The organism is Noviherbaspirillum aridicola, assembly GCF_019656455.1.
GTDB classification, from domain to species: Bacteria; Pseudomonadota; Gammaproteobacteria; order Burkholderiales; family Burkholderiaceae_D; genus Noviherbaspirillum; species Noviherbaspirillum aridicola.
Window position 1 is genome coordinate 175,330 of sequence record NZ_BPMK01000001.1, and the last position, 17,779, is coordinate 193,108.

Below are 17,779 nucleotides of genomic sequence, written 5' to 3' on the forward strand. Positions count from 1 at the left end.
ATGTCATGTGTCCAGCCCGAATCAGACAACCGGCCCCGCCTGAAAACTTCGACCAGCTGCTGCAGCTGGCCGCCGAGGTGTGCGACCTGCCGATCGCCCGCATCACGGTTTGGGAAAACGATCGCATCGAGCTGCGTGCCCAGTACGGTTTACGCGACGACAATTTCTCGACCGGCTGGGATCACGCGATCCAGGGGGATGAACTGCTGGAAGTGCCGGACACCACCCGGGACGAGCGATTCGCCGGCGCCCCCGAGGTCACAGGGCCGTCGCACATCCGTTTCTATGCCGGCGTGCCCCTCATTTCGCCGGCCCGCAAGCGGCTCGGCACGCTTGCCTTCATGGACACGGCGCCGCGCATGCTCCACGCCGGGCAGCGCCAGAGGATGCATGTCGTGGCGCACCAGGTCATGGTGCATTTCGAGCTCAGGCGGCAGGGCATCGAACTGGAAAAGCTCGCCACCCGGCTGAATCAGGCGAACGCGGAATTGCGCGAGCAGGCCGATCACCTCAAGCAGGCGCAGCACATCGCCGCGGTCGGCAGCTGGAAATATCTGATCGGGGAAGACGTGCTGCGGCTTTCCGACGAGATCCTGTACATGTTCGGCATCCGGTCCGAGGATTTCGGGGGATCCCTGCCGGCCTTCCTCGACCTGGTGCATCCCGAGGATCGTCCGGCGGTCAACGTGGCCAAGGACATGGCGGTCCGCGAGGGACACGCCTCGGTGCGCTGCCGGGTGATCCGCCCGTCGGGAGAAACCCGGCACTTTGAAATCATCGCGCGCCTCTTCACGGACGAGAACGCGAGGCCCTATCTGGCAGGGACGACGCAGGACATCACCGAGCGCAAGGCGTCCGAGGACAAGATTCACCAGCTCGCCTACTACGACACCCTGACCGGACTGCCCAACCGGCGGCACGTACTCGACCGCATCGACCACCTCGTCGCGATGCGGCAGCGGATCACGCATGATGGCGCGCTCTTGTTCATCGATCTCGACAACTTCAAGACGCTCAACGACACGCACGGCCACGACAAGGGCGACCTGATGCTCAAGGCCGTGGCGGAGCGCCTGCAGTCCTGCGTGCGCCACTATGATTGCGTCGGCCGCTTCGGCGGCGACGAGTTCGTCGTGCTGCTCGAGAACATCGGCGACTCGCCGCAGGACTGCGCCACCCACGCTATGCATGTGGCGCGAAAAATCGTGGGTGCGCTCAACAAGCCCTACGACCTCGGCGGCCTGCCGTACCGGAGCACGCCGAGCATCGGCATCGCCATCATCGACGGCGAGGCCACCAGCACCGGCGAACTGCTCAAGCGCGCCGACATGGCGATGTACCGGGCCAAGTCCGAGGGCCGCAATGCCATCAGGTTCTTCAGCCCCAGCATGCAGCAGCTCTTCAACGCGAGGGCGGCGATGGAGTCCGAACTGCGGGAGGCGCTCGCGACCGGCGGCTTCTGCCTCCACTACCAGCCGCAGGTGGACCTGGACGGAAGCATCGTCGGCGCCGAAGCCCTCCTGCGCTGGGAGCATCCGCGCCGGGGGCTGGTGTATCCGGCGGAATTCGTGCCCCTGGCCGAGGAAGCCGGCCTCATCATGGACATCGGCCGCTGGCTGCTCGAGGAGAGCTGCCGCCAGCTCGTCAATTGGAGCGCGCATCCTTTCACTGCCAGCCTCGCGCTCTCGGTCAACGTCAGCGTGAGACAGTTCCGCCACCCCGGCTTCGTCAGCCAGGTCAAGGACATCATCGCCGCCACTGGCGCGGACGCCGGCAAGCTGAAGATCGAGATCACGGAGAGCCTGCTCATCCAGGACCTGGAAGACACGAAGCGCAAGATGCTGGAGCTTAAGGCCATGGGCCTGCGCTTCTCCCTCGACGACTTCGGCACCGGGTACTCCTCGCTCGCCTACCTGCAGCGGCTGCCCCTGGACCAGTTGAAGATCGACCAGTCGTTCGTGCAGGACGTGGCGACCAATCAGAACGATGCCGCGATCACCCGGGCGATCATCTCCCTTGGCCACAACCTCGGCCTGTCCGTCATCGCCGAGGGCGTCGAGACGATGGACCAGCAGGTGTTCCTCGTGCGCGAAGGCTGCCAGAACTTTCAGGGCTACCTGCATCATCGTCCGCTCTCCGCGACGATGTTCGATGCCTTTGCACGGTCGCGCGGTCACTGAGCCGGAGCGGCATTCCTGTTCCAATCCTCGCCGGGCAGTCGCATCACGAGCGGCAGCGCGGCGAAATGTCCGCCAATGCGCTTCGCTTGTGAAATGTCAGAGGGCTGTAAGCAGCCATTCCTATACTCCTTGCATTATCCGGAGTACATCATGGGACGCACACTTCACAACCGTATCCTTCTTGGCCGCCGTTCTCGCACCCTGTCTTCCCTTCTCCGGCTCCTGGGGATGTTCGGCCCCGGCCTGCGTTCCCGCTGAATCCGCACCGCTCATCGCGCAAGACTAGCCCGGTCGCGCCAGCCGCGCGACCAGCCTGCGCGCCATCACGGTAACCGCCGCCGCGACCGCGCACAGATACACGAGGCTCGCGGAAAAGCCCGGAGCGAAGTCCACGACATCGCTTGCGCCGCCAGCCTGCCGGTAGAACAGGATGCTGATCAGCGCCACGCCGACGGAATTCCCCATCTGCTGGACCATTGCCAGGATGCCCGAGGCGACGCCGGCCTGCTGCGCCGGCAGGCCGGCCAGTACGGTCGCGACGAGCGGCGCCATGACCATGCCGACGCCGATGCCTTCGACCAGCAATACCGCGCCCATCACGCTCGGGTCCGGCCCGCCCGGTACCGACACCACCAGGAACTGCGCGCCGTGACCGAGCGCGAGGACAAGACCGCCAGGAGGCAGGGATCGCGGACCCAGCAGTTTCGCCAGCCTGGCGCTGGCCAGCGACGCCGCGAAAAAACCCGAGGCGAGCACGCTGAACATCGCGCCCGACGCGAACGGCGCCATTCCCATCTCCATCTGCAGGTACTGCGCCAGCACGAAATAGAAGGAAGCGTTCCCCGCGTAGAAGAGCAGCACCGTCGACAAGCCGATCATGAAGGTCAGGTTCCGGGTCAGCGCCGTCGGAATCAGCGGATCGCCGCCCCGCAGCTCGCTGCGGCGCTGATGCCGCAGGAAGAGGAGCAACAGGACGGGCGCCGCCGCGAGACATGCCCAGCTCCACGCCGGCCATCCCAGTTCGCGCCCCTCGATGAGCGGAAGCAGAACGGCGGACAGCGCCAGGGTGCTGAGGGCGGCGCCGGCCAGATCGAGCTGCCTCCCGCCCGAGCCCGGCAAAGCCGGTATCGCGCGGCGCGCGAGGCCGATCGCGAGGCATCCGACCGGTATATTGATCAGGAAGCAGGTCCGCCACCCGAGCCCGGCCCAGTCGGCCTCGATCAGCGCGCCGCCGATCAGCTGGCCGGCGGTCGCGGCCAGCCCGAGCACGATCCCGTACCAGGCAAACGCGCGCGCCCGGTCTTCCCCCTCGAACACGATGCCCAGGATGGCCAGGACCTGGGGCTGCAACAGGGCGCCTCCCAGGCCTTGCAGCAGCCGTGCGGCGATCAGGAATTCGACGTTCGGCGCCAGGCCGCAGCCGATCGACGCCAGGGTAAACAGCGCGAAGCCGGACAGCAGAACCCGGCGCCGGCCGTACAAATCCCCGAGCCGTCCGCCGGTGATCAGGCCCGCCGCATTGGCGAGGCCGTAGCCGGCCACCACCCATTCGATCATCGCCGTGCTGGCATTGAGATCGGCGGACATCGCCGCCAGCGCGACGTTGACGATAAAGAAATCAAGCGTCACCAGGAAGGTCCCGCTCAGCAGCACCGGCAGCGTGAGCCACCAGCGCAGGCGGGAGCGGCCGGCCGGCAATGCGGCATTCGCTTCGGAAATTCTCATCCATCTCCTCCGGTCATGAACTGTCAGGCTGCATCAGTGTGATGCGGGGACGAGGGGGCGGTCGATTACCCCTGACGTAATGGAAGGCGCTTCCGCGGTCCGACCGCGGGTGCGAAATCCGCCACCGGTGTGCGAGGGCATCGGGAGGAGGGCGCGCATCATTGCCGGAATGTCACGCCCCAGTTGCCGAAACCGGGAAAGCTGGGAAGCCGGGACATTACGTTGTATGATCCGTCCCTTTTGCCGCCCGGCCGGACGGGCGCGCCGCGAGTGTCGACGGCGCATGCAACCCGCCGCCTTGCCGGCAGCGCCAGGCAATATCCATCCACATGAGTCAAGCATCGAAAGAAAGACAGCGCGACGCCTTCACATCCGGCTTCGGCGTCCTTGCCGCCACCCTGGGGTCGGCGGTCGGCCTCGGCAATATCTGGAAATTCCCCTACATCACCGGCGCCAATGGCGGCGCCAGCTTTCTGCTGGTGTACCTGCTCGCGACGCTGCTGGTCGGCCTGCCGGTGATGATCGCCGAGATCGCCATCGGCCGGCGGGCGAAAGCCAATCCGATCTCGGCGCTGCAGTCCCTCGCGCCGCGCGGCCAGCCGTGGTGGATCATCGGCGCGGCGGGCATGCTCGCGTCCTTCCTCATCATGTCCTTCTACTCGGAAGTCGTCGCATGGGTGTTCGCCTATGTGCTGGAAGCCCTGCGCGGCACGACGCTGAGCAGTGATCGCAAGGTCACCGAGGCGGCGTTCTCCTCGCTGACCGGCGACCCCTGGCGGTCGCTGCTCTGGCAGTGGGCGGTGCTGGCGACGATGGGCGGCATCCTGCTGATGGGCGTCGCCAGGGGTATCGAAGCGCTGACGAAGAAACTGATGCCGCTGCTGTTCCTGCTCCTCGTGCTGTTGTGCGGTTTCAGCCTCACGCTCGACGGCGCCGCCGAGGGCCTGGCCTTCCTGTTCTATCCCGATTTCAGCAAGCTCACCGGCGCCGCGGTACTGACCGCGCTCGGCCTTGCCTTCTTCAAGCTCTCGATCGGCATGGGCACGATGATGACGTACGGGAGCTACTTCCGCGACGACCAGAACATTCCCGCCATCGCTTTCCGGGTGATGGCCGCCGACCTGTGCGTATCCTTGCTGGCCGGCGTCGCCATCTTCCCGGCGGTGTTCACGTTCGGCTTCGAACCCGCGGCCGGCCCCGCGTTGGTCTTCATCACCGTCCCGGCCGTGTTTTCGCAGATCCCGATCGGGCAGGTATTGATGGTCACGTTCTTCGTGCTGACCGCGATCGCGGCCACCGGCGCCATGCTGTCGCTGATGGAAGTGCCCGTACTGATCCTGCGCGAGCGGTTCTCCCTGTCCCGTCCGAAGGCGGTCATGCTCACCCTGGCCGTGCTGGCGGCGTCCGGCTCCGTCTGCGCGCTGTCCGGCAGCCTGCTCGCCGACGCGAAACTGTTCGGACTGAACATGTTCGACCTGTTCGACTTCGTTTCATCGAACATCATCCTGCCCGTCGGCGGCATTCTCATCGCGCTCTTCGTCGGCTGGGTGTGGGGCTTCGAAAGGCTCTGGCAGTCGGTGTCGAACAACGGCCAGCTGGCCAACGCCGGGCTGGCCCGGCTCGTGTTCTTCCTGCTGCGCTATGTCTCGCCGCTGCTGGTTCTGATCGTGATGCTCAAGGGGTTGAACATCTTTTAAGCGGGCGACGCGTGACGGCCGCGCGGAACGTGCCCCGTTCATCGTCGGCGCCCGAACAAAACATCGGGCGCCGACTGCATTGTTGTCGACCGCCGAACAATGAAGCGTCTCCGGCGCGCCGGCATCCCCCGACCGCTCTTTCAATGAACGCAGCCGGCATTTCAGTGTCGGAGAACTTTGCCGAAACGCCGGGGAAAAGACCGCACATTCCCGCTCTGCTTCCATCAGGGAGACATGAAGATGAATGCCGCTGTTCATCATCGCACCATGCAGCTTGGCGAAGTGAAGATTTTCTACCGCGAAGCCGGGCCGGCGGACGCGCCGGTCGTGCTGCTGCCGCACGGGTACCCTTGCTCGTCCTACGAATTCCGGAACTATCTCCCCGCCCTCGGGGATCGATGGCGGCTGCTGGCGCCGGATTTTCCGATGGCCGGATACAGCGAGGCGCCGGAAAGCTTCATCCACGATTTCGACAGCTACGCCGAACTGCTCGATGGCTTCTGCCGGCAGCTTGGCATAGACCGCTTCGTCATCTATCTGCATGACTTCGGTTCGCAGATCGGATTGCGTCTCGCGCTTGCCCAACCCGAAAGGATTGCCGGACTCATCATCCAGAACGGCGACATCTACGAAGACCAGCTCGGCCCCAAGTACCAGGCCCTGCAGGACTACTGGCGCGATCCGTCGGACAGGCACCGGCAGGCGATCGAAGAGGCCATCAGCGAAGAGGGCTACCGCGATGAGTTTCTGAACGGTGCGGACGGCGAACTCGCCAGCCTGATCGCGCCGGACCTGTGGACGCTGCACTGGGCCCGGACGACACCGCGTCGAAAGCGCATCGCGCTTGACATCATCCTCGGCCTGAAGGAGAACCTCGCATGGTTCCCGCGCTACCAGTCCTTCCTGCGCGAACGCCGTCCGCCGACCCTGATCGTGTGGGGGCCGCGTGACGGCTACATGCCCGAAGGCGCGGCGCGCGCCTATCTGCGCGATCTGCCCGCCGCCGAGCTGCATCTGCTCGACGGAGGACACTGGCTGCTCGAGACGCATCTCGACGAGGTGGCCGCCCTGTCGCGCGACTTCCTCTCACGGGTGCATGCCAGGCGCTGATGCCGGCCCGAGGGACGCTATCGTCCCGCCGAAGAAACCCGGCTCACCAGCCGCGCGAGCCGGTCCTGAATGCCGGCGACCTCATGAGCCGCAATGCCGAACTCACTCCGCAGCATGTCGAGGATCTCATCCACGGTCTGCAGCTGCACTGAGACTGGCGGAGCATCCAGGCCGTAGAAGCTGTATCGCGTGTTGTAGATCACGTGCCGCCCGCCGGCGACGGTACGCACGGCCACCAGATCGTGCACGAAATGCGACGCGGGATGGGTCGACACATACCAGTTGCTCATCTCGAAGTCCGGCGGATAACAGCGCCTGAGATCGAATGCATAGAGCGGCTCCCAGCTTCCCGCCGTCTCCGCTTCCAGCCGGTATCCCTCGTCGTCCTTTATCAGGCGGTAGCGGCCGTGCGGCGTGGACTGCGCGGCGCCCGGCTCCAGCCGGATCGGCGAGGTAAGCGTCATCCGCCCGAAGCCCGTGTCCGCGATCCATTGCTCGCCGTCCGCCTCCACCAGCAGCAGCATGTGGCTGCGCGGCGTGACGACATCCGCCGGCACATTCATGCGCACGCGGGCCAGCAGCGCGGTCGTGTTGAACCCCAGCGCGTCGAGCGCATGCTGGAACAGCAGATTGTGCTCATAGCAGTATCCGCCCCGCTGCCGGCTGAATTTCTCCAGGATCGACGGAATATCCAGCTTCACCGGCAGACCCGCGAGCGGCGACAGGTTCTCGAATGGAATCGAGTGCGTATGCCGCAGATGCAATGCCCTCAGCGCGGCAAGGTCCGGCCTGCCCTGGTGCCGATAACCGACCAGGTCGAAATAGGCAGTCAGATCGCTCATTGCACGGTCTCCTCATAGGGTGCCGCGAGGCGCGCGTCCCGCAACGCACGCGCCCACCACAGCAATTGCGCGGTCATCCTTGCAAACGCCTTCTCCTGCGAGGGCGTAGCGGCAAACCGCCCGTCGGCCCCGATCCTTTCCCACGCATGCGGAAAGCTCACGCCGTCGCGGACGGTGGCGACGTGCAGCTCGGCGAAGACCTGACGCAGCTGCTCCACCGCGCGGATGCCGCCCGAGGTACCGCCGTAGGAAACGAAGGCCGCGACCTTCGCATGCCATTCGCGATAGGCCGCATCGATGATCTCCTTGAGCGCCGCCGGATAGCCGTGGTTGTATTCCGGCGTCACCACGATGAAGGCATCCGCCCGGAAGACCTCCTCCCTCAGCGCGGACAGGCCACTCTCGCCCGAAGCGGGGCCGCTCCCTCCCAGCAGATGCACGCGAGGATCGATCAATGCCATGTCGAACGCTGCCTGCATCGCCATCCGCTCCCGCACCCAGTCCACCAGCCGATCGCACAGCCGGCCCTCCCGGCCGCTGCCATAAACGATCGCCACGCGAATTCTTTCGCTCATTGCGCCTCCTGTCGAAGTTTCGGTATAGTCGGCAGTGTAAAACCTCAAGCGAACTTGAGGTCAAGAGGAGGCTGGCGACGATGGAATCGACTTCACACGAGCTTTCCGTGGGAGAAGTGGCGGCCAGGAGCGGCGTCACCGTCCCGACGCTGCATTTTTACGAGTCCAGGGGGCTGATCAGGAGCCGGCGCAGCAGCGGCAACCAGAGGCGCTATTCCCGCGACGTCCTCAGGCGCGTCGCCGTCATCAAGGTCGCCCAGCGGCTTGGCATTTCGCTGGACGCGATCAGGGAAGCATTCAGCGCATTGCCCGAAGAGCGCACCCCGACGGCCGCCGACTGGAACCGCCTGTCATCCCGCTGGCGCGCCGACCTCGACGAGAGGATCGCAAGCCTGCTCCAGCTGCGCGACAGCCTCAGCGACTGCATCGGCTGCGGATGCCTTTCGCTGGAGCGCTGCAAGCTGTTCAATCCATCGGATGAGCTGGGCGGGCAGGGGAAAGGGGCGGTGCGCATCGGCGCCGGCGGTCCGCGCAAGCGGGCGGGTGCCCGGCAGCCGGCGGCGCGGGACAAGTAATTCTGCCCGGACGGTTCCGCGCCTGTTCGGTTACGACTCGAGATTCGTTTTCAGCCGTGCCAGCAGTTCGACCAGGCACCGGTAGTCCTCGTCGTCCATCAGCCGCGTGCCCCTCGCCTTCAACTGCCTGTGAATCCGCTTGCCCTCGGCGTGCACCGCAGGTCGCGGTACTGCCGCGTGCGAAGGCTTCTGCTGCTCCCTCGGGAACGGTGCTGTTGTCGGAGGGCGTGCGTATAGGGAGGGTATGGACTGGATGCGGGCGATGGGGGCGGTGCGGGCCGTCATTGCCGCACGGCCCAAGGCTTGTCCGCACCCTCATTGTGCGAGATGAGGCAAGTGATCCGTAAACGGACAAGGGGTCACGACCCAAAGATCGTAACCCCTTGTTTTATATGGCGCGGCCGGCAGGAATCGAACCCACGACCCCTTGGTTCGTAGCCAAGTACTCTATCCAGCTGAGCTACGGCCGCGAAGGGGCTGAATAATAACCCATTGCTGCGGATTTTGCCAGTCCTTGCGCGAGGGACATGATGCCCGTCACCGTCGTCTTGTAAGAAGATTACCGAAATGTAGAATGATGCTTTTCGGAAATGCGTGGGGCAGCGATGGCGGAGATCAGGTTTGCCGACAATTACCAGGACCTGAGCCAGCAGGACGGGGTCGATGCGGGCTTTCAGTTCGAGTTCTACTGCGAGCGCTGCAACGACCGCTGGCGCACCCGCTTCCGTCCTTATCGGAGCGGGCAGGCGTCGGGCTGGGTGTCGAAGGCGGCGGGGATGTTCGGCGGGGTGCTCGGCGGCGCGAGCAGCGCGCTCGAGGGCATGGCGCAGGCGGGTTTCAACTCGGCGCGGGATGAAGCCTTTAGCGCGGCGATCGAGGAAGCCAAGTCGCATTTCCATCGTTGCGGCAGCTGCTTCCAGTATGTCTGCGCGAGCTGTTTCGACAGCGCCAGGGGCATGTGCTACCACTGCGCGCCGAGCGTGAACGTGGCCATCGCCGCGGCGCGCGCGCAGGGCGAGATCCAGGGCGCGACCGAGGCGGCCATGGCGGAGGGGATCGCGCGCGGCAAGCAGCGGGATGTGAGACGCGAGCAGCAGCTGGTCTGCGCCAGGTGCGCGACGGAGACCCACGGCGCGAAGTTCTGCCCGGAATGCGGTACGCCTACCGGCGTCAAGCCGGTCTGCTCCGCGTGTTCGGCGGAGATGCAGCCCGGGGCGCGCTTCTGCCCCGAGTGCGGGCATCGTCAACACCAGCAATCCACATAGTCGCGCGTGCGGCAGCCGCCGCCGGAGGTCGGGATGAGCAAGCAGTTAACCTGGGAGGAGCATCAGCAGCTCAAGCGCGCCGAGCGCCGCAGCGCCTTTTTCCAGCGCCTTGCGGAGGTGGTCGAGCGCATCGGTGCCGCGAGCGACGTCGACGAGATCATGCTCGAGGTGTCGCGCGACATTTGCGCGGTGTGCGGCTGCGACCGCCTCACGCTGTATGCGGTCGGCCCGTCGCGCATGACCATCGTGTCGAAGATCAAGACGGGCATGGACAGCTACCGCGACTTCGAGCTGCCGATCGGGACGTCCAGCATCGCCGGACATGTCGCGATGACGCGGCGCGGCTTCAACATCCGCAATGTGTACGACCAGGAGGAGCTGCGCGGCTATTCGCGCGAGCTGCGCTTTCTCGACGCCGTCGACAGGCGGACCGGGTATCGCACCCGCGAGATGGTCGCGATGCCGATTCTCCATGCGGACAGCGGCGAGCTGCTCGGGGTGCTGCAGCTGATCAACAATCGGCTCGGCGGGCCTTTCCCGGACCTCATCGAAGAGGGCGCGCGGGAGTTGTGCAGGACGCTGGCGCTGGCCTTCGAGCAGCGCAGCCAGCCGGATGTCACGGTGCGCACGCGCTTCGATCCGCTGGTCGCGCAGGGCGCGCTCTCGCGGCCGGAGCTTGAGCTTGCGAGGCGCACGGCTCGTCGCAAGCAGCTCGATCTGGAAGATGTGCTGATCGATGAGTTCCAGGTCTCGCCGGCCCAGGTCGGCGCCGCCTACGCGGAATTCTTCGGCGTGCCCTACGAGCCGTTCCGCGCGGTGCGGCCGGCCGTGTCGCTGCACGAACATGCGCGCCGCGAGTACTCGTTGCGCGACGGCTGGCTGCTGCTCGACGACTACGACGGCACGCTGACGGTGCTCACGCTCGACCCGGAGCGGCTGAAGTCGGCGCGCATCCTCGGCGAACTCTTCCCGGGCCGCACGGTGCGCATGCTGGTCAGCACCCGCCGCGAGTTCATGCAGACCGCGATCCAGCTGTACACCGGCAGGGCGCCGGCGGAAGAAGCGGACGCGGAAGCGGCGGTCATGCGCCGCGTGCAGAAGATCGTGATGGAAGCCCTGGGCGCCGCCGCGCCCGAACTGCAGGCCGTGGTCCGCCCCGAGCATGTGCGCCTGCTGCGCAGCGAAGCGGCGGGCGAGGGCGGCAAGACCCGCAAGGCGCGCCTCGCGCTGCGGATCGATCTCATGCTGGACTGACGCGCGCGGGGCTGACGCCTGCGCGTCCATGGACGCGGCTGCCGGCGACTGGTCAGGGCGGCCCCTCCCGCAGAAATCCTAGCAGTGCGTCGTTGACTTCGCCGGGCGCTTCGTTCTGCACCCAGTGGCCGGCCTGCGGAATGCGCTGCACGCGCAGCCGGGTCACGTAGCGATCCAGCCCGTCGAGCAGCCGCACGGACAGCGCCGGATCGCGCTCTCCCCAGATCACCAGGGTCTGGCTGCGCACATGGGCGCGCGCCATGTCCATCGCGCCGGCGCGCGCGTTGGCCCGGTAGTAGTTCAGCGCGGCGCTCAGCGCGCCGTCATGCCCGAGCGTTTCCACATACCAGTCGATGTCCGCCGCGCTGTAGGCGCCCGGCCGCGCCGTCCCGAACATCGAGCGCAGCAGGCGGAATCCGCCGGCCGACAGCGCCGCTTCCGGCAGCCAGGGCAGCTGGAAAATCCCCGCATAGGCGCTGCGCAGGAATTGTCCGCCGCGCCAGATGTTTTCCCGGAACGATTGCATGTGGGGCGCGTTGAGCACCACCAGCCGCTCGACCAGTTCCGGGTGGGCGCCGGCGAACGCCCATGCGACGATGCCGCCCCAGTCGTGGCCGACGAGATGAACGCGCGGGAATCCGGTGGCCTGGACCAGCCCGAGCACGTCGCGCACGAGATGAGGCAGCGCGCAGTCGCCGCGCCGGTGCGGGATGTCGGACGGCGGGTAACCGCGCAGGTTCGGCGCCCAGGCGGAGAATCCGGCCGCCGCGAGCGCCGGCATCTGGTGGCGCCAGCAATGGCTGTTTTCCGGGAAGCCATGCAGCAGGATCACCGGCGGACCTTCGCCCATCACCGTCACCTGCAGGTCGAGTCCGTCGCCGCGCACCCGCAGCAGGCGCGCGAGGCTCATCGGATTTCTCCGCCGCCGGCGTCGTGCGCCCGGCGCAGCATGGCCAGCGGGTAGCGCGTCCCGCGCCAGTCTATGCCGCCGCGCAGCAGCACCAGGAGCGCGCCCCGCCACCAGATCGCCAGCTCGATCAGCGGCACCAGCGGCGCGTACACCAGGCATTCCAGGCCCCAGCCGCGGGCGCGCAGCAGGTCGGCATACAGCAGCAGGCCGACCATCACCGTCAACAGGTTCAGGCGCCACGCCAGGCCGTCGGTCAGCAACAGGCCCAGCCAGGGCCAGACGCGGGTGGCCAGCACCAGCACGGTCACCGCGATCAGCTGGGCAAGCCGGTAGTCGAAGCCGGCGAAGATGTTTTTCTCGAGTCCCCGGACCAGGCCGGCCGTGTTGCGATACCACTCGATGCGGACCATGTCGGTGCCGATCAGCAGGTCCTGGCGGTAGCCGTGACGTTTGAGCAGCTTGCCGAGCATCATGTCGTCGAGCACGGCGAGCGGCATCGCGGCGTGCCCGCCGGCGTCGAAATACGCGGCGCGCCCGACCAGGTTGAAGCCGCCGATGCCTACGTGGTGCGACGGCGACTCGCGCACCTTCCACGGCCGGAAGCGGGCCATGAAGCCGGCGCCGAAGCTCACCACCAGCAGACGCAGCAGCCGGGAATGCGCGACGAGTTCGAACAGCAGCGACAGGTGGTCGATCCGGTGTTCGGCGCAATAGGCCACCGCGCGCCTGACCGCGCTCGGCGCGAATACCGCGTCGGCGTCGGTAAACAGCAGGTAGTCGCCACTGGCGGCTTGCGCGCCCCGTTGCAGGGCGTGGTTCTTGCCGAGCCAGCCGGACGGCAGTTCATGGATATGGATGACGCGCAGGGAAGGATGTTCGCGCGCGATGTCGTCGATGATCTGCGGCGTGGCGTCGGTGGAGCGGTCGTTGACGACGATGACTTCCAGCCGCGGGTAGTCGATGGCCAGCAGCGAGCGCAGCGCCGGCGCGATGGTGTCGGCTTCGTTGAGGGCGGCGACCACGATCGATACCATCGGCGTCGGGGCCGGCAGCACGGCGGGCACGAAACGCAATTCGTTAAGCCTGCGCCAGCCGCGCGTCACATCAAAGCAGACCGCGGCGACGAGCAGGAAGACCGCCAGTGAAAACCATGTGCCTGTGCTCATGGGAAAAATGGAAAAGGCGCGACGCTCATTGTATGACGAGAGCGGCGCGCCTGCGGGAAGCCGGCCGTAAGCCGGCAGGGATCAGGACGACGGGCAGGATGCGATCAGCGGCGCGATCGCCTGGCGGGTGCCCACTGTCACCGGGCTGTCATCCACGGTCGGCGTGTTGCGGGTGAACGCGCAGCCGTAGGTCGGGCTGGCCACGGTGGACGGCGTGAGCACGTCGTCGCCCGCCGGCTTCACGCCGTTTTCCGCCCAGTTGATCATCGCGTCGAAGGCGTCGGTCTGCTCGCGCACGGTGAAGTCGCAGTGGGAGGGCGCGCGGATCGCCCGCTGGACCAGCAGGTCCGCATTGCCCTGCGCTTCGGCGCGCTGGCGATAGATCTGCTGCATGCTGAACGGTACGTACATGTCGCCCAGCGTGTGGATCGTCACCACCGGCACCTTGAAGTCGCCGTTGACCCTGGGGATCCAGCGCAGCCCGTCGGCACGCAGGCGGTTGGCTTCCGGATCGCCGGTCAGGCGCTGCACGATCGTGTTGAACTCCGCCTCGGCCGGCGACTGCGCCGGGTCGCTGTCGAACTGATAGACGAAGCGGCGGGTATCGAGCGTCGGCCGGTTGAGGATGCCGTTCACCGTGCCGTCGCTGCCGAAGGTGCCCCAGACCACGTTCTGCAGGGCCGTGTTGGCAAAGCCGATGTCGAATACCGGACGGTCGCCGCCGGTCAGGTTTTCCACGGCCTGGGCCAGCAGTTTTCCTTGTTCGTTCGGCACCTCGCTGAACCTGACGAAGAGCCTGGACTTCACGTCCTGCGCGATCTCCTGGAAGCGGGCGGTCGGATGCTCGCGATAGCCGGCCAGGGTCTGCGCCGCGATCTGGTAGGCGGCGAAGTAATCGAACAGTTCGGTGTCGGCCATCACGCCGCACATCGGCACCGCGCCGTCGTAGCGGGTCTTGTTGATCGCGGTCTTCTTGGTCTCGTTCTCGACGGCCGCGCCGGCGATGTGGCCGCCCATGGAATGGCCGATGATGTAGGTGCGGTTCGGCGTGCCGAGGTTGCGGCCGCGCTCCTTGGCGATGCGGGCGAATGCATTGGCCAGCGCATTGGTGTCTTCCACGCCGGCGCGCACGTCGTAGTAGTTCCTGCTGTAGCTCGAGGCGGCCCAGGCATAGCCGTTCTCGATCAGGTGGCGGCGGATCGCGGGCGTCGTCACCCGCAGGTCAGGCCCGGTGCCGGCGTAGCCGTGGGCATACATCACCAGCTTGCCGTTCCAGTTCTTCGGGACCTCGATCCGGTAGGCCGATTCACCCAGTATGCCTGCCCAGCGGTCGGTCTCGGCCGAGGTGCCGGTCAGGGCCTTGAAGCCCGCTCCGCCGTCGGACGCCTGCTCGTAGTCGGGATAAGCCGTGGCGGCCACCGGAGTGAAGGTGCGCGCATCCTGGGGCCGCGTCTCCTCCTGTGCATTGACCTTGGTGCGGTTGGCGAAGGCATCTGTCACCGTGTCGCCGCCACCGCCGCCGCAACCTGCCAGCAAGAGCGCGCTGCCAAAGAACAGGGCGCCGCCTTTCAGAAAGTCTTTTCCACTCACTGATGATCTCCTCGAATGTGTTGGGTAGGTCTGCCCGTTCTATCGTGCGGAACGCTGTTTTGTCAGGCAGTGACGAACAAACATACGGGATTTGCACCATGCTGCAGCGCAGTGGCTGCGCGAGGCTTGAGTTGTCGCAATCGGAGTAATGCGAGGAAGAAAGAGCGTCGCCCTCCTGCCACAGCGGCGAGGGGGCGGGCGTCGTCATTCGTCCTGTATTTCCCTGCGCTGCGATGCCATCTTCTGCTGCGTCGCCGCCGGCACGGCTTCGTAGTGACTGAAGCTGACGGTGTAGCTTCCCCTGCCGCCGGTGAGTGAGTGCAGGCGGGACTGATAGCCGTTCAGTTCCGACAGCGGGATGAGGCCGCTGACGATGGAGGCCGTGTCGTGCCCCTTGCGCATGCCGCTGATCTGGCCGCGCCGGGAGGACAGGTCGGCGGTAACGTCGCCCATGTTCTCGTCGGGCACCGTGACATCGATCTGCACCTGCGGCTCCATCAGCAGCGGCCGCGCCTTCTGCACCGCGTCGCGAAAGGCCTTGCGGGCGGCGACGACGAAGGCGACTTCCTTGGAATCGACAGGATGGCTCTTGCCGTCATAGACCGTCACCCGCACGTCCTGCATCGGATAGCCGGCGACCGGACCGCTCTCCATCGCCTGCAGCACGCCTTTTTCCACGGCCGGCAGAAACTGGCGGGGTATGACCCCGCCCTTGACCGCGTCCACGAATTCGAAGCCGGCGCCGCGCGGCAGTGCCTCGACCCTGAGGAAGACTTCTCCGAACTGCCCGGCGCCGCCGGTCTGCTTCTTGTGCCGGTGATGGCCGTCGCCTTCTCCGGCGACGGTCTCGCGGTAGGCGATCTTCGGAGGATGCGTCTCGACCTCGATCTTGTACACCTCGGTCATGCGGTCGAGCACGCAGCGCAGGTGCATCTCGCCGAGGCCGGACAGCACTGTCTCGCCTATGCTCATCATGCGCTCTACGCGCAGACAGGGATCTTCCGCGCACAGCTTCTGCAGCACGTCCCACAGGCGCTGCTCGTCGCCGCGCTTGCGCGGTTCGATCGACAGACCGTAGATCGGCTGCGGCAGCGGTACCGGCTCGAGATGTATCGATGCATCCTCCAGCGCGTCATGCAGGATGGCGTCGCTGTAGATTTCCTCGACCCTGCTCACCGCGCAGATATCGCCCGGCACGCCCTGCTGGGTTTCGGCCTGCTCCCGGCCCTGCGGGGTATAGAGATGGGCCACCCGGAAAGGCTTGCGGCTGTCGCCGATGTACAGCGTGCCGTCGCGCCGCAGCGTGCCCTGGTGGATGCGGAACGTGGCGAGCCGGCCGACATAGGGGTCGACCGCGATCTTGAATGCATGCGCGATCACATGACGGCTGGCGTCGGGCTGCGAGCGCAATGGCGTCCGCTTGCGTCCATCCTCCGCATCCTGCCGGTAGAGCAGCGGCGGATTGCCCTCGGCCGGATTGGGCATCAGCCGCACCATGACATCGAGCAGCTCCGGCAGGCCCGCGCCGCCGCGCGCCGAAACGAAGCACACCGGGATCAGGTGGCCTTCGCGCAGCGCCTGTTCAAAAGGGGAGTGCAGCACCTCCGGCGCGATGTCGCCCTGTTCGAGATAGGTTTCCATGAAGGCGGGATCCACCTCCACCACCTGGTCCATGAGCGCCCGGTGCGCGTCGGCGACGGTGGAAAAGTCGGCGTCGCCATCGGGACTGAAGAAGCAGTCGTGCACTTCCCTGCCGGAGGCGGCGGGCAGGTTGATCGGCAGGCATTCCCGGCCGAACACTTCCTGCACCTGGCGCATGAGGCCGGCGAGATCGACACCGGGCTGGTCGATCTTGTTGATGATCACGAGGCGGCACATGCCGCGTGCGTGCGCCAGTTCCATCATGCGCAGCGTCATCATCTCGATGCCGCGCTCGGCGTCGATGACGACGGCGGCGGTGTCGGCGGCGGGCAGCGTAGCGATCGCATGGCCGATGAAATCGGGATAGCCCGGCGTGTCGAGGAGATAGATGCGGCAGTCGCGGTGGTCCGCGTGATGCACGGAGGCGCTCAGGGTGTGGCCGTACTTGCGCTCGAGAGGGTCTTCCGGACTTCGCGCCTCGCCGTTCATGCCGGCCGCGCGGAGCAGGGCCTGCACGAGGGAGGTCTTGCCCGCGCCGGCATGGCCGACGAATGCAATGCTGCGGAGCGCTTCAGTGCTGTATGCCATGACCCATCCTCCTGGCGATCGCCGATCGGGATGGGTTCATTATGGTTGGCGGGGGAGAATCGGCAAGGATTGCTTGCGCGCAGGACGGGCGGGCAATCCTTGCTTCATGTGCCTTCAGTGCTTGCCGGCAAAGGCTTTCTCATGCAGGAAGGCGGCATGCCGTGGCGCGCGGCGCGTGCGGGACCATTCCTCCAGCATTTCCCATTTGACCGCGTCCAGCTTCTTCAGCTGTTCGGCCTCGGCGGGATCGGGGCAGGCGAGCTCGATCCGGTGACCGTTCGGGTCAAAGAAATAGATCGAGTGGAAGATGCCGTGGTCGGTCACGCCGAGCACCTGCACGCCGTTCGCCTCGAGGTGTTCCTTGTAGGCGAGCAGTTCCTCGCGGTCCTTCACCTTGAATGCGATGTGCTGGACCCATGCCGGCGTGTTCGGGTCCCGCCCCATTTCCGGGCGGGTCGGCAACTCGAAGAACGCCAGCACGTTGCCGTTGCCGGCATCCATGAAGATGTGCATGTAGGGATCGGGCTCGCCGGTGGACGGAACGTTGTCCTCCGCGATCGCGAGCACGAAGTCCATGTTGAGCATCTTCTGGTACCACAGCACGGTTTCCTTCGCGTCCCGGCAGCGGTAGGCGACATGGTGGATGCGGTCGATCTTCATC

Annotated in this window: 14 protein-coding genes and 1 tRNA gene; 6 read left to right on the forward strand and 9 right to left on the reverse strand. The window is 66.2% G+C overall.

Features of this window, described 5'->3' with window-relative positions; all coding sequences use genetic code 11:
• Positions 1-5 precede the first annotated feature (5 nt).
• Positions 6-2,180, forward strand: coding sequence for a putative bifunctional diguanylate cyclase/phosphodiesterase (locus tag NCCP691_RS00880; protein WP_220806345.1), 2,175 nt, complete (start codon positions 6-8; stop codon positions 2,178-2,180).
• A gap of 282 nt (positions 2,181-2,462) precedes the next feature.
• Here NCCP691_RS00880 and NCCP691_RS00885 read toward each other — a convergent pair whose 3' ends face one another.
• Positions 2,463-3,905: an MFS transporter gene (locus tag NCCP691_RS00885; protein ID WP_220806346.1), complete on the reverse strand. Its 1,443-nt coding sequence runs from the start codon at positions 3,903-3,905 to the stop codon at positions 2,463-2,465.
• Positions 3,906-4,234: 329 nt separating this feature from the next.
• Between NCCP691_RS00885 and NCCP691_RS00890 the strand changes: the two genes are divergently transcribed.
• Both NCCP691_RS00890 and NCCP691_RS00895 read left to right on the forward strand, forming a co-directional pair.
• Positions 4,235-5,602: a sodium-dependent transporter gene (locus NCCP691_RS00890; protein ID WP_220806347.1), complete on the forward strand. Its 1,368-nt coding sequence runs from the start codon at positions 4,235-4,237 to the stop codon at positions 5,600-5,602.
• A gap of 240 nt (positions 5,603-5,842) precedes the next feature.
• Positions 5,843-6,712, forward strand: coding sequence for an alpha/beta fold hydrolase (locus tag NCCP691_RS00895; RefSeq protein WP_220806348.1), 870 nt, complete (start codon positions 5,843-5,845; stop codon positions 6,710-6,712).
• Between the two features lie 17 nt (positions 6,713-6,729).
• Here the strand turns inward: NCCP691_RS00895 and NCCP691_RS00900 are convergent, their stop codons facing one another.
• Both NCCP691_RS00900 and NCCP691_RS00905 read right to left on the reverse strand, forming a co-directional pair.
• Positions 6,730-7,554 (reverse strand): arylamine N-acetyltransferase family protein, encoded by an 825-nt coding sequence (locus NCCP691_RS00900; RefSeq protein ID WP_220806349.1) that lies wholly within the window; start codon positions 7,552-7,554, stop codon positions 6,730-6,732.
• On the reverse strand, positions 7,551-8,129 hold the full coding sequence (locus NCCP691_RS00905) for an NADPH-dependent FMN reductase (RefSeq protein WP_220806350.1): 579 nt from the start codon (positions 8,127-8,129) through the stop codon (positions 7,551-7,553). The genes NCCP691_RS00900 and NCCP691_RS00905 overlap by 4 nt, the downstream gene beginning before the upstream one ends.
• Before the next feature lie 80 nt (positions 8,130-8,209).
• Here NCCP691_RS00905 and soxR point away from each other — a divergent pair, with 80 nt between their 5' ends.
• Positions 8,210-8,704: a redox-sensitive transcriptional activator SoxR gene (gene soxR / locus NCCP691_RS00910; RefSeq protein ID WP_220806351.1), complete on the forward strand. Its 495-nt coding sequence runs from the start codon at positions 8,210-8,212 to the stop codon at positions 8,702-8,704.
• Between the two features lie 393 nt (positions 8,705-9,097).
• Here the strand turns inward: soxR and NCCP691_RS00915 are convergent.
• A tRNA-Arg gene (locus NCCP691_RS00915) sits at positions 9,098-9,174 on the reverse strand.
• A gap of 135 nt (positions 9,175-9,309) precedes the next feature.
• Between NCCP691_RS00915 and NCCP691_RS00920 the strand changes: the two genes are divergently transcribed.
• Positions 9,310-9,969, forward strand: coding sequence for a zinc ribbon domain-containing protein (locus NCCP691_RS00920; RefSeq protein WP_238482253.1), 660 nt, complete (start codon positions 9,310-9,312; stop codon positions 9,967-9,969).
• A gap of 33 nt (positions 9,970-10,002) precedes the next feature.
• Positions 10,003-11,223 carry a GAF domain-containing protein gene (locus NCCP691_RS00925; RefSeq protein WP_220806353.1) on the forward strand — a complete coding sequence of 407 codons (1,221 nt, stop codon included), beginning with the start codon at positions 10,003-10,005 and terminating at the stop codon, positions 11,221-11,223.
• A 52-nt stretch (positions 11,224-11,275) separates the two neighbouring features.
• On the opposite strand, the gene NCCP691_RS00930 is transcribed toward NCCP691_RS00925, so the two are convergent.
• The 5 genes from NCCP691_RS00930 to NCCP691_RS00950 all read right to left on the reverse strand — a co-directional run bounded on the left by NCCP691_RS00930 (position 11,276) and on the right by NCCP691_RS00950 (position 17,778).
• On the reverse strand, positions 11,276-12,133 hold the full coding sequence (locus NCCP691_RS00930; protein WP_220806354.1) for an alpha/beta fold hydrolase: 858 nt from the start codon (positions 12,131-12,133) through the stop codon (positions 11,276-11,278).
• Positions 12,130-13,299: a glycosyltransferase family 2 protein gene (locus NCCP691_RS00935; RefSeq protein ID WP_220806355.1), complete on the reverse strand. Its 1,170-nt coding sequence runs from the start codon at positions 13,297-13,299 to the stop codon at positions 12,130-12,132. The genes NCCP691_RS00930 and NCCP691_RS00935 overlap by 4 nt, the downstream gene beginning before the upstream one ends.
• A gap of 81 nt (positions 13,300-13,380) precedes the next feature.
• Entirely contained in the window at positions 13,381-14,889 is a 1,509-nt protein-coding gene (locus tag NCCP691_RS00940; protein ID WP_373870315.1) for an alpha/beta hydrolase family protein, read from the reverse strand.
• A 204-nt stretch (positions 14,890-15,093) separates the two neighbouring features.
• Positions 15,094-17,118: an elongation factor G gene (fusA, locus tag NCCP691_RS00945; protein WP_220806356.1), complete on the reverse strand. Its 2,025-nt coding sequence runs from the start codon at positions 17,116-17,118 to the stop codon at positions 15,094-15,096.
• 114 nt (positions 17,119-17,232) lie between these two features.
• Positions 17,233-17,778, reverse strand: coding sequence for a VOC family protein (locus NCCP691_RS00950; protein ID WP_220806357.1), 546 nt, complete (start codon positions 17,776-17,778; stop codon positions 17,233-17,235).
• Between the last annotated feature and the right edge of the window lies 1 nt (position 17,779).

Coding starts and splice junctions, on each gene's coding strand:
- NCCP691_RS00905 (WP_220806350.1), bottom strand. CDS start 8,129: ATGAGCGAAAGAATTCGCGTGGCGATCGTTTATGGCAGCGGCCGGGAG.
- NCCP691_RS00885 (WP_220806346.1), bottom strand. CDS start 3,905: ATGAGAATTTCCGAAGCGAATGCCGCATTGCCGGCCGGCCGCTCCCGC.
- NCCP691_RS00930 (WP_220806354.1), bottom strand. CDS start 12,133: ATGAGCCTCGCGCGCCTGCTGCGGGTGCGCGGCGACGGACTCGACCTG.
- NCCP691_RS00890 (WP_220806347.1), top strand. CDS start 4,235: ATGAGTCAAGCATCGAAAGAAAGACAGCGCGACGCCTTCACATCCGGC.
- NCCP691_RS00895 (WP_220806348.1), top strand. CDS start 5,843: ATGAATGCCGCTGTTCATCATCGCACCATGCAGCTTGGCGAAGTGAAG.
- NCCP691_RS00880 (WP_220806345.1), top strand. CDS start 6: ATGTGTCCAGCCCGAATCAGACAACCGGCCCCGCCTGAAAACTTCGAC.
- soxR (WP_220806351.1), top strand. CDS start 8,210: ATGGAATCGACTTCACACGAGCTTTCCGTGGGAGAAGTGGCGGCCAGG.
- NCCP691_RS00925 (WP_220806353.1), top strand. CDS start 10,003: ATGAGCAAGCAGTTAACCTGGGAGGAGCATCAGCAGCTCAAGCGCGCC.
- NCCP691_RS00935 (WP_220806355.1), bottom strand. CDS start 13,299: ATGAGCACAGGCACATGGTTTTCACTGGCGGTCTTCCTGCTCGTCGCC.
- NCCP691_RS00900 (WP_220806349.1), bottom strand. CDS start 7,554: ATGAGCGATCTGACTGCCTATTTCGACCTGGTCGGTTATCGGCACCAG.
- NCCP691_RS00950 (WP_220806357.1), bottom strand. CDS start 17,778: ATGAAGATCGACCGCATCCACCATGTCGCCTACCGCTGCCGGGACGCG.
- NCCP691_RS00920 (WP_238482253.1), top strand. CDS start 9,310: ATGGCGGAGATCAGGTTTGCCGACAATTACCAGGACCTGAGCCAGCAG.
- fusA (WP_220806356.1), bottom strand. CDS start 17,118: ATGGCATACAGCACTGAAGCGCTCCGCAGCATTGCATTCGTCGGCCAT.